General features: G+C 41.3%; 16 protein-coding genes. All 16 read left to right on the top strand.

Annotated elements, in window-relative coordinates; translation table 11 throughout:
• Position 1 precedes the first annotated feature (1 nt).
• The 16 genes from atpE to KHA95_RS01745 all read left to right on the top strand — a co-directional run bounded on the left by atpE (position 2) and on the right by KHA95_RS01745 (position 14,791).
• The gene (gene atpE / locus KHA95_RS01820; RefSeq protein WP_213135758.1) at positions 2 to 214 is read left to right on the top strand and encodes a F0F1 ATP synthase subunit C; all 213 of its coding nucleotides are present in this window, start codon (positions 2 to 4) and stop codon (positions 212 to 214) included.
• Positions 215 to 588: 374 nt separating this feature from the next.
• Complete coding sequence (gene atpF, locus KHA95_RS01815) at positions 589 to 1,110, top strand: F0F1 ATP synthase subunit B (RefSeq protein ID WP_213135757.1); 522 nt, start codon at positions 589 to 591, stop codon at positions 1,108 to 1,110.
• 2 nt (positions 1,111 to 1,112) lie between these two features.
• Entirely contained in the window at positions 1,113 to 1,649 is a 537-nt protein-coding gene (locus KHA95_RS01810; protein WP_213135756.1) for a F0F1 ATP synthase subunit delta, read from the top strand.
• Positions 1,650 to 1,679: 30 nt separating this feature from the next.
• On the top strand, positions 1,680 to 3,188 hold the full coding sequence (gene atpA / locus KHA95_RS01805) for a F0F1 ATP synthase subunit alpha (RefSeq protein WP_213135755.1): 1,509 nt from the start codon (positions 1,680 to 1,682) through the stop codon (positions 3,186 to 3,188).
• A gap of 223 nt (positions 3,189 to 3,411) precedes the next feature.
• A complete protein-coding gene (locus KHA95_RS01800) occupies positions 3,412 to 4,269 on the top strand; it encodes a F0F1 ATP synthase subunit gamma (protein ID WP_213135754.1) in 858 nt (285 codons plus the stop codon).
• Between the two features lie 187 nt (positions 4,270 to 4,456).
• Entirely contained in the window at positions 4,457 to 5,863 is a 1,407-nt protein-coding gene (gene atpD / locus KHA95_RS01795) for a F0F1 ATP synthase subunit beta (protein WP_213135753.1), read from the top strand.
• Positions 5,864 to 5,885: 22 nt separating this feature from the next.
• Positions 5,886 to 6,287, top strand: coding sequence for a F0F1 ATP synthase subunit epsilon (locus tag KHA95_RS01790; RefSeq protein WP_213135752.1), 402 nt, complete (start codon positions 5,886 to 5,888; stop codon positions 6,285 to 6,287).
• 107 nt (positions 6,288 to 6,394) lie between these two features.
• Complete coding sequence (locus tag KHA95_RS01785) at positions 6,395 to 6,628, top strand: DUF1146 family protein (protein WP_213135751.1); 234 nt, start codon at positions 6,395 to 6,397, stop codon at positions 6,626 to 6,628.
• Positions 6,629 to 6,808: 180 nt separating this feature from the next.
• Complete coding sequence (locus tag KHA95_RS01780) at positions 6,809 to 7,543, top strand: YwmB family TATA-box binding protein (RefSeq protein ID WP_213135750.1); 735 nt, start codon at positions 6,809 to 6,811, stop codon at positions 7,541 to 7,543.
• Between the two features lie 32 nt (positions 7,544 to 7,575).
• Entirely contained in the window at positions 7,576 to 8,871 is a 1,296-nt protein-coding gene (murA, locus tag KHA95_RS01775; protein ID WP_213135749.1) for a UDP-N-acetylglucosamine 1-carboxyvinyltransferase, read from the top strand.
• A gap of 224 nt (positions 8,872 to 9,095) precedes the next feature.
• Complete coding sequence (gene spoIID / locus KHA95_RS01770) at positions 9,096 to 10,109, top strand: stage II sporulation protein D (protein ID WP_213135748.1); 1,014 nt, start codon at positions 9,096 to 9,098, stop codon at positions 10,107 to 10,109.
• Between the two features lie 417 nt (positions 10,110 to 10,526).
• Positions 10,527 to 11,297: a stage II sporulation protein SpoIIQ gene (spoIIQ, locus tag KHA95_RS01765; RefSeq protein ID WP_213135747.1), complete on the top strand. Its 771-nt coding sequence runs from the start codon at positions 10,527 to 10,529 to the stop codon at positions 11,295 to 11,297.
• Positions 11,298 to 11,691: 394 nt separating this feature from the next.
• A complete protein-coding gene (gene spoIIID / locus KHA95_RS01760) occupies positions 11,692 to 11,964 on the top strand; it encodes a sporulation transcriptional regulator SpoIIID (protein WP_213135746.1) in 273 nt (90 codons plus the stop codon).
• Between the two features lie 147 nt (positions 11,965 to 12,111).
• Positions 12,112 to 13,113, top strand: a complete 1,002-nt coding sequence (gene mreB, locus KHA95_RS01755) for a rod shape-determining protein (protein ID WP_213135745.1) — start codon at positions 12,112 to 12,114, stop codon at positions 13,111 to 13,113.
• A 31-nt stretch (positions 13,114 to 13,144) separates the two neighbouring features.
• The gene (locus tag KHA95_RS01750) at positions 13,145 to 13,933 is read left to right on the top strand and encodes a flagellar hook-basal body protein (protein WP_213135744.1); all 789 of its coding nucleotides are present in this window, start codon (positions 13,145 to 13,147) and stop codon (positions 13,931 to 13,933) included.
• A gap of 24 nt (positions 13,934 to 13,957) precedes the next feature.
• Positions 13,958 to 14,791, top strand: coding sequence for a flagellar hook-basal body protein (locus KHA95_RS01745; RefSeq protein ID WP_213135743.1), 834 nt, complete (start codon positions 13,958 to 13,960; stop codon positions 14,789 to 14,791).
• Positions 14,792 to 14,838: the final 47 nt, after the last annotated feature.

The raw sequence follows: 14,838 nt of genomic DNA, 5'->3' as shown, positions 1-14,838 counted from the left end.
CATGTACGCACTCGCAGCAGCAATCGCTATCGGATTATCCGCTCTAGGAGCAGGTATTGGTAACGGAATGATCGTTTCAAAAACAGTTGAAGGTATGGCACGTCAGCCAGAAGCACGTGGTATGCTTCAAACAACAATGTTCATCGGTGTAGGTATCGTTGAGGCGATTCCTATCATGGGTGCGGTTATCGCGTTCATGCTTCAAGGTAGATAATAAGAATAGCGCAAGGAGCCCATTTAGCGACATACTTCCTTTCGGCATCTGACTTATCATAAGAAAGATATCTGAAGCGTGCAAGTCGTTGGGTGCCTAGAGCTAGACAATAATAAGATATTCGTACAGTTAAAGCCACTGACGAGAAAATGGCGAAGCTCACTTAGCTGAGAAACTTCGCCATTCCTTTATGTAATACAGGTTGTTGAATAAAGTTCGATGAAGGAAGTATAACAAACTCTTCTTCTTATTATCCATCTTTTTGATCTGATTAATACAGGTTAAGGAGCAACAGCTAACTTCGCCACACATGTGGTCATGCTGTTGTGAACCGCAAGCGCGCGGACCTGATTTTTGAAAGGAGTGAAGCAAACGTGCTTACAAAGGTATTTGTACTTGGAGCAACTGAGTCTGCCCCATTGTTTAACGGTGGCGATATTTTATACACAATTGCAGCATTTCTTGTGCTCATGTATTTATTGAAAAAAGTTGCATGGGGACCATTAATGGGAATCATGATTAAACGTGAAGAGCATATTGCAAATGAAATTGAAGCTGCGGAAAAAAGCCGCATTGAATCCAATAAATTGCTAGAAGAACAAAGAGCATTATTAAAAGAAGCACGTCAAGAAGCTCAAGCAATGATTGAAAGCTCGAAAGAACATGGTGAAGCACAGCGCGAGGAAATCATTCAAACAGCGCGTCAAGAAGCTGAGCGTATCAAGGAATCAGCACTACTTGAAATCAACCAACAAAAAGAGCAAGCAATTGGTGCATTACGTGAGCAGGTTGCTTCCTTATCTGTCTTGATTGCTTCCAAAGTAATTGAAAAAGAATTGAATGAGGAAGATCAACAACAATTGATCAATGAATACATTCAAAGGGCGGGAGAATAGCGATGAGCCAAAGTATAGTCGCAGAACGCTACGCTTTAGCCCTTTTTGAATTGGCTAAAGAGCAAAACACGATTTCAAACTTGGAAGATGAGCTGCGCGTTGTTAAAAAAGTCATTGTTGAAAATCCGTCTTTTATTACATTGCTAGCTTCTCCAAAGTTGTCAATCAACGAAAAAAAGAACGTGTTAAAAACGGTCTTTTCGAATGTTTCAACATCTGTTCTTCATACATTAGAGCTTCTGCTTGATCGTCATCGTCAAGATGAGATAGAAGCTGTTGCAGATGCATTTATGAACCTAGCCAATAAAGAGAGCGGGATCGCACTTGCGAAAGTATATTCAGCCCGTCCTTTAACAGCAGACGAAACGAATGAGATTTCCGCGTCTTTTGCGGCTAAAGTCGGTAGACGTTCTTTAAATATTGAAAACATCGTCGATTCAAACTTGCTTGGCGGATTAAAAATCCGTATTGGAAATCGAATTTTTGACGGTAGCTTGCGTGGCAAACTTGACCGTCTTGAACGTACATTAACTAACTAAGGAAGACTTGAAAAATGAGGGGTGAAATTCATGAGCATTAAAGCTGAAGAAATCAGTGCGCTGATAAAAAAGCAAATTGAAAATTACCAAGCTGAAATGGAAGTTAATGATGTTGGTACAGTTATTCAAGTTGGGGACGGAATTGCACGTGCCTATGGGCTGGACAATGTCATGGCTGGAGAGCTTCTCGAATTCTCCAACGGTGTAATGGGAATGGCGCAAAACCTTGAAGAAAGTAACGTAGGTATCGTTATTCTTGGACCGTATACTGATATTAAAGAAGGCGATGAAGTACGCCGTACTGGACGAATCATGGAAGTTCCAGTTGGTGAAGAATTGATTGGCCGTGTCGTGAATCCACTTGGGCAACCAGTTGATGGATTAGGTCCAATTAATACGACAAAATCACGTCCAATCGAAAGTCCAGCACCAGGTGTTATGGACCGTAAATCTGTTCATGAACCATTACAAACGGGAATGAAAGCGATCGACGCATTGATTCCGATTGGTCGTGGACAACGTGAATTAGTGATCGGTGACCGTCAAACAGGTAAAACGACTGTTGCTATTGATGCGATTTTGAACCAACGTGATCAAGACATGATTTGTGTGTATGTTGCGATTGGACAAAAAGAATCAACAGTTCGTGGTGTTGTTGAAACATTACGTAAACACGGTGCACTTGACTACACAATCGTTGTTACAGCATCTGCATCACAACCGGCACCACTCTTGTTCCTTGCACCATATACAGGTGTAACAATGGGTGAGGAGTTTATGTATAACGGCAAGCACGTACTCGTTGTTTATGATGACTTGTCAAAACAAGCAGCAGCATACCGTGAACTTTCCTTGCTACTTCGCCGTCCGCCAGGTCGTGAAGCATATCCAGGGGATGTTTTCTACTTACACTCACGTCTGTTAGAGCGTGCAGCCAAGCTAAGTGACGCAAAAGGTGGCGGATCACTAACTGCACTTCCATTCGTTGAAACACAAGCGGGAGATATTTCTGCTTACATTCCAACGAACGTTATCTCGATTACAGATGGACAAATTTTCTTGCAATCTGATCTATTCTTCTCTGGTGTGCGTCCGGCAATCAACGCGGGTCTTTCTGTATCACGTGTTGGTGGGTCTGCACAAATTAGTGCAATGAAGAAAGTTGCGGGTACATTGCGTCTAGACCTTGCTTCATATCGTGAGCTTGAGTCATTCGCTCAGTTCGGATCAGATCTTGATGAAGCTACACAAGCGAAATTAAATCGTGGTGCACGTACAGTTGAAGTGTTGAAACAAGATTTGAACAAACCGATTAAAGTCGAAAAACAAGTCATGATTTTATATGCATTAACGAGAGGATTCCTAGATGATATTCCAGTAAGTGACATCCTTCGTTTTGAAGAATCATTATACTCTTGGCTTGACCATAATCGTGCGGAGTTGCTTGAAGAAATTCGTTCAACAGGAAAACTACCAGCTGACGAAAAAATGGCTGACGCACTAAACACATTCAAACGTACTTTTGCGAAGTCTGAATAAACATAAATGGCGGAAACGGTAAGCGCCGTTTCCCGTTATATTCACTAATAGGAATGACGGGTAACACCGTTAAGGTGCAGCAGCTAAATCGATTGAAGGAGCAAAGGCTAAATTCGCCGCGTCATGGAGCAACGCCTTTGTGACTTGCATCGTGCAAACCTTCTGTTGCAATGCTGTTGTGACCTAAATCCTGTGGGCCTCAAAATAAAAGGTGGTGAAATAAGTGGCATCCTTACGTGAAATAGAAACGCGAATTAACTCGACAAAGAAAACGAGCCAAATTACAAAAGCAATGCAAATGGTTGCAGCAGCCAAATTGAACCGTGCTGAAACAAATGCAAAATCATTTGTTCCATATATGGAGAAAATTCATGAAGTCGCTGCAAGTATCGCTGCTGGCAGTACGGATGTACAGCATCCGATGCTCGTTTCACGACCAATAAAAAGAACGGGATATTTAGTCATTACTGGTGATCGAGGTTTATGTGGACCATATAACGCGAACGTCTTGCGTATGGTTTATAATAAAATTCGTGAAAGTCATCAGTCTAATGACGAATATGCAATCATTGCAATCGGAAAGATGGGACGTAACTTCTTCATTAAACGCAACATGAACGTCGTCCTTGAAATCAATGGATTGCCTGATCAGCCGTCATTTACGGATATTAAGGAAATTACGAGCAAGGCAGTCAGTATGTTCTCAGACGGAACGTTTGATCAATTGTATATGTATTATAATCACTTTGTCAGCGCAATGACTCAAGAGGTGACAGAGAAAAAGGTTCTACCACTATCAAATATTGAAAGCACGACGAAATTAATGTCGTATGAGTATGAGCCATCTGCACAAGAAATTCTTGAAGTGTTACTGCCGCAATACGCGGAAAGTTTAATTTATGGCGCTTTACTCGATGCAAAAGCAAGTGAGCATGCAGCGACAATGACTGCAATGAAGAGTGCCACAGATAATGCCAATGATTTGATTGATGGTTTAACATTATCATTTAACCGTGCGCGCCAGGCGATGATCACTCAGGAGATTACTGAGATTATCGGTGGAGTTGCTGCATTAGAATAGGAAAAGCAGAAACGCCTTGATCGGCCTCAACAAGCACAGTTGATAGGATCGTAAGTTAAGATCGCCACATCCTGTGGATTGAAGCAGTTCTTCAGCAACCATTGGGAATGGGCTAGTGAATTTGAGTGGCTAGGCGTTAAAGCTAGACAATAAACGAACGAACATAACCCAGCTAGGAGGGGAAATCATGAACAAAGGACAGGTTCTACAAGTAATGGGTCCGGTTGTTGACGTGAAATTTTCGAACGGCCAGCTCCCTGAAATTTATAACGCACTTAAAGTAACATCTGCTAATGGGCAGATCGACTTGACACTAGAAGTAGCTTTACACCTCGGTGACGATACTGTCCGTACAATCGCGATGGCGTCTACGGATGGCGTACAGCGTGGACTGGATGTTCTTGATACAGGTGCGCCAATTTCTGTACCTGTTGGTGACATCACACTTGGACGTGTATTTAACGTATTAGGTGAAAATATCGACCTTGATGAAAAGCTTGACGATAATGTACGCCGTGATTCAATTCACCGTGAGGCGCCAAAATTTGATCAGCTTTCCACAGAGGTTGAAATTTTGGAAACAGGAATTAAAGTTGTTGACTTACTAGCTCCTTATATTAAGGGTGGTAAGATCGGTCTCTTCGGTGGTGCCGGTGTTGGTAAAACGGTACTTATCCAAGAATTGATCAACAACATCGCTCAAGAGCACGGTGGTATCTCCGTTTTCGCCGGTGTTGGAGAGCGTACACGTGAAGGAAATGACCTTTACTATGAGATGAAAGATTCCGGAGTTATTAGCAAAACAGCGATGGTATTCGGACAAATGAACGAGCCGCCAGGTGCACGTATGCGTGTTGCTTTGACGGGATTAACAATGGCTGAATATTTCCGTGATGAGCAAGGACAGGACGTTCTGTTCTTTATCGATAATATTTTCCGCTTTACACAAGCAGGTTCTGAAGTATCTGCCCTACTTGGCCGTATGCCATCTGCGGTTGGTTATCAGCCAACACTCGCAACAGAAATGGGTCAGCTTCAAGAGCGAATTACATCAACAAACGTTGGTTCAGTAACATCAATCCAAGCGATTTATGTTCCTGCCGATGACTATACAGACCCGGCTCCAGCGACAACATTTGCTCACTTAGATGCAACGACAAACCTTGAGCGTAAGCTTTCAGAAATGGGAATTTACCCTGCGGTTGACCCACTTGCATCTACATCAAGAGCACTTTCACCAGAAATCGTTGGTCAAGAGCATTATGATGTAGCTCGTCGAGTGCAACAAACATTGCAACGTTACCGTGAATTACAAGATATCATTGCAATCCTAGGTATGGATGAGCTTTCTGATGAAGATAAACTTACGGTTCAACGTGCTCGTCGTATTCAGTTCTTCCTGTCACAAAACTTCCACGTTGCGGAACAGTTTACAGGTCAAGCTGGATCATACGTACCAGTACAAGAAACGGTTAAAGGCTTCAAAGAATTACTTGAAGGTAAATACGATCATTTACCTGAGGATGCTTTCCGTCTTGTTGGAACAATTGAAGATGCAATCAAAAAAGCACAAGACATGGGAGTAGAAGTATAATTAGGGACCAGGAGGGGTTAAGATGAAGACTTTGCATGTAAGTATTGTCACTCCCGATGGCCCGGTATTTGACTCTCATGTAGAGATGCTAAGCACAAAAGCTGAATCAGGCGAACTTGGCATACTGCCGGGCCACGTCCCGATGGTCGCACCATTGCAAATTGGTGCAGTCCGTCTTACTAAAGGCAGTGAAGTCGAATACGTTGCTGTCAGTGGTGGATTTTTAGAAGTCCAACCGGAAAAAGTAACCATTCTTGCCCAATCTGCTGAACGTGCTGAAAGCATTGATTTAGCTCGTGCTCAAGAAGCGAAAAAGCGAGCGGAAGCACATTTGCAGGGAAAACAGGATGACAGTGACTTTAAGCGAGCTGAACTTGCACTTAAACGTGCAATGAACCGTATTAACGTAGCTGAACATAGATAATGATTGACAGGAAGGCTGACTCACCATATTGTGCCTCGCTTCCTTTTATTGAAACAAGGCACAGGAGGTCAGCCTTTATCTTTGCAGAAAAATCGGAGGTCTGTTGCATGGCGGAAGAGCTAGGACAGCAAGCATTACTTAGCATCATCTCGCATTTGTTTTTTATTGCAATTTCCTTTTATGGATTGCAAGCTTTGCATTTTGACAAATTGCTTAGAAAAAACCGTGTTTTTCAAGCAAGACTCCTCTATATCCTTCTCACAATTGCACTAGGGACAACAATTAGTAATTTTTTTCTTGATTATTTAAACTGGGCACGTCAACTTACATTATTATTTTGACGAAAAATGACGAAAAATATAAAAATGTGACTTTCGTCCTGTTTTCAAGAAATTATCTTTTGTTTATGATGAAAGTTGCAGTGTGAAAAAATCGGCATACGAATAACGTCTAAAACTGACGAATTTCCTTTTGTATTACTTCCCTCAGGAGTGGAAACACTTTGAATAGGGGGAGAGAATATGATGAAAAAATACCGATTTACATGGGTACAGCTTCTACTTATCAGCAGTTTTGTTGTTATTTTTCTAGGGAATAGCAGTAGTAATGCTAAACATGAAAAGGATATAGATACATTAATTTCTCATATAGAACAGCAAAATGGTACGAAGATTGAATGGTCTCTATATGCAAGAGAACCTGTCTATCTCCGAACAACGCGAGAATGGTTGAGAAAAAAGGAGTGGCTGGAAAAGCAATTTCCACATATGAATTGGTTCATGTCGAATGATGCCGGAATAGATGTCTTCGTGGGGCAACAAAACCACGGACTTTTCAGCGAGACGATCAAATTCATTTCAACCGATCAAAATAGACAGAATTCCTCATACGTCGTGTATGAGGTCGGTGGAACGAGCTGGGATCAGACTGTGTCCAACCATACCGAAGATAAAGTGGGAAGACTTTTTGATAAAGAGCCCGTTATTTTCTCTTGTATTAAAGGCGAATTCAATGAGGATTTCGAGACATTTATCCATCATTCTCTTGATGGATTGCTTCAGGCCTTCCAAGCGGAGGAAATTGAAGCGTTGAAAGAGAGCGATTTTTACTCGATTTCTGCAAAATCCTCACAATTGAACGAACCGATATCTTTTACTGAAAATGGAATGAATATGCAAATTGGCTTACGAAAAACTGGATCGGGGTCGAGAACATCCTTTGTAATCGGCACACCCATCTTAACGATTGAATATTAATATTAAGAAAATGGACGCGGAGGGGAATACTTTTGGAAAAAATCATCGTCCGCGGCGGAAAAAGGCTTAGCGGCACTGTCAAGGTTGAAGGGGCAAAAAATGCCGTACTGCCTGTGATCGCTGCATCATTGTTGGCAAGTGAGGGAAAAAGCATCATTCGAGACGTACCAACGCTCTCAGATGTTTATACAATCGGTGAAGTGCTACGCCATTTAAACGCCGGCGTACAGTTTAATCATAAATCAATTACGATTGATGCATCAAATGAGTTAAATATTGAAGCGCCATTTGAATATGTGCGCAAAATGAGGGCCTCTGTTCTAGTGATGGGACCTTTACTTGCACGTCAAGGAAAAGCCCGTGTAGCATTGCCAGGAGGCTGTGCAATCGGCTCACGTCCGATTGATTTACACTTAAAAGGCTTTGAAGCAATGGGTGCAAAAGTAAAAGTAGAAAATGGATTTATTGAAGCAACAGCATCTCACTTAACGGGAGCAAAAATCTACTTGGATTTCCCAAGTGTTGGTGCTACACAAAATATTATGATGGCCGCTGTATTAGCGGACGGGTTAACCGTGATCGAAAACTGTGCGAAAGAACCTGAAATCGTCGACCTTGCTAATTATTTAAATGCGATGGGGGCAAAGGTAAAGGGTGCTGGTACGGGAACGATTCGCATTGAAGGTGTCAATAAATTATACGGAGCAGACCATACGATTATTCCAGATCGAATTGAAGCTGGAACATTTATGATTGCTGCGGCAATTACGCAAGGAAATGTTCTCGTTCAAGGAGCAGTTCCAGAGCATTTATCATCAGTCATTGCAAAATTAGAAGAAATGAACGTAACGATCATTGAAGAAGAGGACGGATTACGTGTTATTGGCCCGGAAAAACTAAAAGCGGCTGATATTAAAACGATGCCGCACCCGGGTTTCCCAACAGACATGCAGTCACAAATGATGGCTTTATTAGTCAACGCTGAAGGCACAAGTGTTATCACGGAAACGGTCTTTGAAAATCGCTACATGCATGCTGAAGAATTTCGTCGGATGAACTCAGATATTAAAATTGAAGGTCGCTCAGTCATCATTACAGGCCCATGTGATCTGCAAGGCGCTGAAGTCGCTGCAACGGATCTAAGGGCTGGAGCAGCATTAATCATCGCTGGCTTAAGAGCAGAAGGATATACACGTGTAACTGAATTAAAACATCTTGACCGTGGCTATCTTGACTTCCACCTAAAGCTGCAAGCATTGGGCGCAGATATCGAACGTGTAACAGAAGAAACAGAAGAAATCGCTATGGAAAAACTTGAATCGCAATAATATATACTTAAAAAGACCCGCATTTTTTTGCGGGTTTTTTTGATAAGGAAAAAAGAAATGAAGTGCATATTGTAGAATACTGTCGAAGTAGATACGACTTTATGATTTTAAAACGATACTTAATGTAGCTTTTTTTAATGAAATGAACTTTGAATAAATGCTTGTCCCAAACCATATAGTTGTATAAAGGCATTTGCCTTAAATTTAAAATGGAGGCATCAGGCATGAATCAACTGAAAACAATCGCAATTATATTCGCAGTTCTAATAATCCTCACTTTTACACTCCCATCCTTGGTCGTAATGCCTAATTCCGGTGAAAAGACGACGGGTAAACTAAAGGAACAAAAAGAGTCGATTCCTCAAACCGTTCAATTGGAGGATTCGGGAACGGAAGTAGCTGTTTTTAGAACAGCAACAAACGAGGTTGAAACTCTACCGTTAGAAGAATATGTCGTTGGCGTAGTCGCTTCTGAAATGCCGTCAAGCTTTGAACCGGAGGCATTGAAAGCACAAGCATTAACGGCAAGAACATTTATAATGAATCATCTCGTGAATGGAGATAAAACAAATATTCCTGAAGGTGCTGACGTAACCGATACACAAAATTATCAAGTTTATCGAAGTAAGGAAGACGCATTAAAGGAATGGGGAGCGGACTATAACTGGGATAAAATTGTTGAAGCGGTTAAAGCGACGGAAGGAGAAATTTTAACCTATAACGGAAAGCCGATCGCAGCCCAATTTTTTTCTACAAGCAATGGTTACACGGAGAATGCCGAAGATTATTGGCAAAATCAAATACCTTACTTAAAGAGTGTCGCTAGCCCTTGGGATAATCAGGCACCAAATTTCGAAGTGGAAAAAACGATAAGCACGAAGCAATTTGAAGAAAAATTAGGTGTGAAACTAGATGCTGATGGAGATATCGGAACAGTGATTGCCCGCACACCAGGAAAAAAAGTAGCCGAAGTAAAAATCGGTGATAAAACCTTCACAGGCAGAGAAATAAGAGAAAAATTAGAACTACGATCAACCGACTTTAGCTGGGTCCATAAAGGTGATAGTATTATCATCACAACGAAAGGATTTGGTCATGGCGTCGGAATGAGTCAATACGGAGCAAATGGGATGGCGAAAGAAGGAAAAGACTATCAAGAAATTGTAAGCCATTATTATCAAGATGTAGCAATCTCAAATGTAACTGACTTTATTGACAAAAAACTGGCTTCCAAATAAAAAAGATAAGCGCCGGATCTATGAATACATAGAATTTGGCGCTTTTTGTATTAATAACGCTGAATAGACACTGTTTAGTTTTCTGATTATCTAGCTATGCTAATCTTACGACCCATACGCCGGGATATACAAGCCGGTTGCCGAGATATACAAGCCAGTTGCTGAGATATAAACGCCGGTTGCCGAGATATACAAGCCGGTCGCCGGGATATACACGCCGGTTGCCAAGATATACAATCCAGACGCTGGGACGAGCCAGATGCAAAGTCCAATCCACCTACTTTGCTTGAAGAATCAAGATTTCTCTATTATTTATGAATAAAAAAGTTGGGTTTGTCGAAAACTAACAAGTAATTTTTTTATTACCGAGTATATTATTCTGGAAATCTGTTCAGAATGATGACAGAGGTGATGAAAATGAGAGAGGAAGAAAAGAATCAGTCTTCTCAAATCAACAAGTTTTTCAAAAAACGGTGGGTATTTCCGGCAATTTATTTAGTTAGTGCTGCGTTGCTTATCTCGCTGATTATGTGGTTTCAATCAAGCGGCAACGACACTGCTAAGCCAGATGCAGTAGATAAAGATCAAACAGCTGGTATCAATAAGGAAGAGCCTGTCATTGAGGTGAACAAAGCGTTTGAGAATTTTGAGATGCCGGTTCAAAACGCGGATGATGTTCGAATTGTCACATACTTTTTTGACCCAACAGCCTCAATGGAAGAGCAAGAACAAGCACTTATCGTCAATGACAATCAATACCGCCCAAGCTTGGGACTCGATATTGCTGACAAAGATGGTAAGGAATTCAAAGTAGTTGCTGCACTTAGTGGTAAGGTTGCTACGGTAAGACAAGATGCATTGCTTGGCAATGTCATTGAAATTGAACATGAAAAAGGCATTATGACTGTTTATCAATCTGTTAAGGACATGAAGGTAAAAGTTGGAGACACGGTGAAACAAGGGGATGAGCTTGCCACTTCAAGTACAAGCGAGTTTAACCAAGCGGCGGAAAATCATGTTCACTTTGAAATTCGTAAAGATCATGAAGCGGTCAATCCATTAGCATATTTTGGAGAGCCAGTTGCTGCATTATTTGAAGCCGACGAAAAGGCTGACGCAGATAGTCATGATCATGATGCGGAAGATGTATCCGAAAGCGAAACAAATGAGGAAATCCTACCAAACTAATTGGAAAATTTTGTGCTGACAGGACCGAAATGGCCTGTCTTTTTTCATGTAAATAATGAAAATCTCGACATATTTCTCGGGAAATAAATCCTTTATTGATCTTAATCAATCATTTCCCAATAACATAGAAAGAAAGTACGCATATATTGGGCTTTGTACAAATAAGTATATACAAACTGTATTAAAAAGAGAGTGTTTGAGGTGAGGAATCGTTTATCAAGACTCTATAATCAGTTGTGTATTTGTTCATACTTAAAATAGGTTAATATATGGTGCTTCACGTATCGATGCTAAGGACGTTGCCGATGAACAATGGGACCAACCATACAATGTTTATAAAAAAGACGAGTCTCATTTCACACTCCTCACATCCAATTTGAGGAGGGCGAGCGGTGTGCACGATTACATCAAAGAGCGAACAATCAAGATTGGTAGGTATATCGTGGAGACGAGGAAAACAGTTCGCGTCATAGCGAAGGAGTTTGGCGTATCCAAAAGTACGGTTCATAAAGATTTAACGGAGAGATTGCCGGAAATTAATCCAGATTTGGCGAACGAAGTGAAGAGCATTTTAGATTACCATAAATCAATCAGGCATTTGCGAGGAGGAGAGGCGACGAAACAAAAGTATAAACGAGAAGAAATGAAAAGCGGAATAGGGAAATAATCGATTAGAAGGGGAGCCAGATGGCTTTTCTTCTTTTTCGTATTCCATTTTATAACTCATATATGGTAAAATAAACAATTAGGGAAATTAAACAAACTAGAACTTTTTACATAGATAAATGAATAAGCTAAAGGAAGGGATTTTGTCATGTTTGCGAAAGATATAGGGATCGATTTAGGAACGGCGAATGTGTTAATTCATGTGAAAGGACAAGGGATTGTATTAAATGAGCCATCTGTTGTAGCGATTGATAAAAATACGAATCGAGTGCTTGCTGTTGGTGAAGAAGCTAGAAAAATGGTTGGGAGAACGCCGGGAAATATTGTTGCGATTCGGCCGTTAAAAGATGGCGTCATTGCCGATTTTGATGTGACAGAAGCGATGTTAAAGCATTTTATAAATAAATTGAACGTAAAAGGGTTTTTATCGAAACCACGCATTTTAATTTGCTGTCCAACGAACATTACAAGCGTTGAACAAAAAGCGATTCGAGAAGCAGCAGAAAAAAGTGGCGGGAAGAAAATTTACCTCGAAGAAGAACCGAAGGTCGCGGCAATTGGTGCAGGGATGGATATTTTCGAACCGAGCGGCAACATGGTCGTTGATATCGGTGGCGGAACAACAGATGTTGCTGTGTTATCAATGGGAGATATTGTAACATCGGCTTCCATTAAGATGGCTGGAGACAATTTTGATAATGAAATATTAAGCTATGTCAAAAAACAATATAAATTGTTAATTGGTGAAAGAACATCGGAAGATATTAAAATCAACATCGGAACAGTCTTCCCTAATGGCCGCAATGAAGAAATGGACATTCGTGGACGCGATATGGTATCTGGCTTGCCGCGGACGATTACGGTCAATTCGAAGGAAATTGAAGAGGCCCTACGTGAGTCGATTCATGTAATTGTACAAGCCGCGAAAAATGTTCTAGAAAAAACACCACCAGAGCTTTCGGCGGATATTATTGATCGTGGCGTCATTTTAACAGGCGGAGGAGCTCTTCTACATGGAATTGACCAACTACTAGCTGATGAGTTAAAAGTACCTGTCTTAGTAGCGGAGCATCCAATGGATGCCGTAGCAACTGGAACAGGAATTATGCTTGAAAATATGGATCGAATTGCAAGAAGGAATTTTGTCTAAACGGATCATAACAGTGGGGGAGCGATAGTATATGTTACGAGGCTTTTATACAGCTGCATCTGGAATGTACGCTCAACAGCGGAAAACGGATATGCTGACCAATAATTTAGCGAATGTAAATACTCCGGGATTTAAGGAAGATCAAGCAGCGATTCGAGCTTTTCCAGAAATGTTGCTGCAGAGAGTCGAAAAAGATCAACAAGGCAATCCTTCCTCAGAACAAATTGGAACGATTCATACTGGGGTGTATATGCAGGAAAGCATCCCTCGCTTTATTCAAGGAGATATGAGACAGACGGAAAAACAAACCGATCTGGCTTTAACTGATCTAGCTGGTGGCACTGTCTTTTTTGCAGTAGAAAATGGCGATCAAGTAAGATATACAAGAAATGGGAGCTTTACGATTGATGCGAATGGCTTACTAACAACCGATGCGGGTTGGCCAGTGCTTGATGTAAATGGCAATCGGATTACGTTAGCGAGTGAGCAGTTTACCGTTGATCATTATGGTAATATCGAAGAAAACGGAGCATTCGTTGCACAGTTGGGCATAGCGGCAACAGAAAATCCTCAAGCACTTATTCGCGAAGAAGATGGGCTATTTAGAACGGAGGATGGTGCTCCGTTGCCAAACGCTGATCAAGCGACTGATTTTCGCATCACGCAAGGATTTATTGAGGCATCAACGGTGGATGCAAGTAAAGCGATGACGGAACTGATGACCGCTTATCGAGCCTTTGAAGCGAATCAGAAAATTTTACAAGCATACGATCGAAGCATGGAAAAGGCCGTTAACGAAGTCGGAAGAGTGAACGGCTAATGATCAAAGTAAGGAGCTAAATCAATGACCAGAGCGATGACAACTGCGATGAATACGATGGGGCAGCTGCAAAAACAACTGGATATCATTAGCAATAATATTGCTAATGTGGACACGAATGGGTTTAAAAAAAGAGATGTGTCCTTTTCTGAGCTCGTTTATCAACATGTGAACAATCAGCCCGATCCAGAAAAAGAAACTGGCCGGCTTTCACCGCTTGGCATCCGTCAAGGGGTTGGAGCAAAAATAGCGAAGTCAGCAATGATTTTACAGCAAGGACCAATCAAAAGTACCGATCGACCGCTTGATATTGCTTTCACAGAAGAAAATCAATTTTTGAAAGTGCAAGTTCAGGAAAATAACGAAATAAAGCTTCGTTTTACACGTAATGGTTCCTTATACGTTACGCCGAGCGGAAACAATGAAGTGACGCTCGTGACAAGTGAAGGGTATCCTGTTCTTGATGAAAATGACGATCCGATTGTCTTTTCAAATGAGTATAACGAGTTTATCATTTCCAACCAAGGCACGCTTCAAGTACAAGGAGAAGGGATTCAGCCTGTCAGTTTTCAACTTGGAGTCGTTACCGTCCATAAGCCGCAATTTCTAGAGCAAAAAGGGGAAACATTGCTCGGTTTGCCAGAAAATATTGATGCGAACCCAGCGCTTATTTATACGAATATTGTTGGAACGAATCGAAATCAAATTGCGATGCAGCAAGGGGCATTAGAAGGTTCAAATGTGGATTTATCGAAAGAAATGAGCGATATGCTTGTTGTGCAGCGATCCATTCAATTTCAATCTAGGGCCATTTCTTTATCAGATCAGATGATGGGGCTTATTAACGGCATCCGGTAAATATGTTATGATAAGGTCATAGTTTTTACATCCTATTTTTAGGATCA

This window comes from Bacillus sp. FJAT-50079, from assembly GCF_018343515.1.
GTDB lineage: Bacteria > Bacillota > Bacilli > Bacillales > Bacillaceae_C > Lederbergia.
This window is presented reverse-complemented; position numbering and strand designations above follow the sequence as displayed.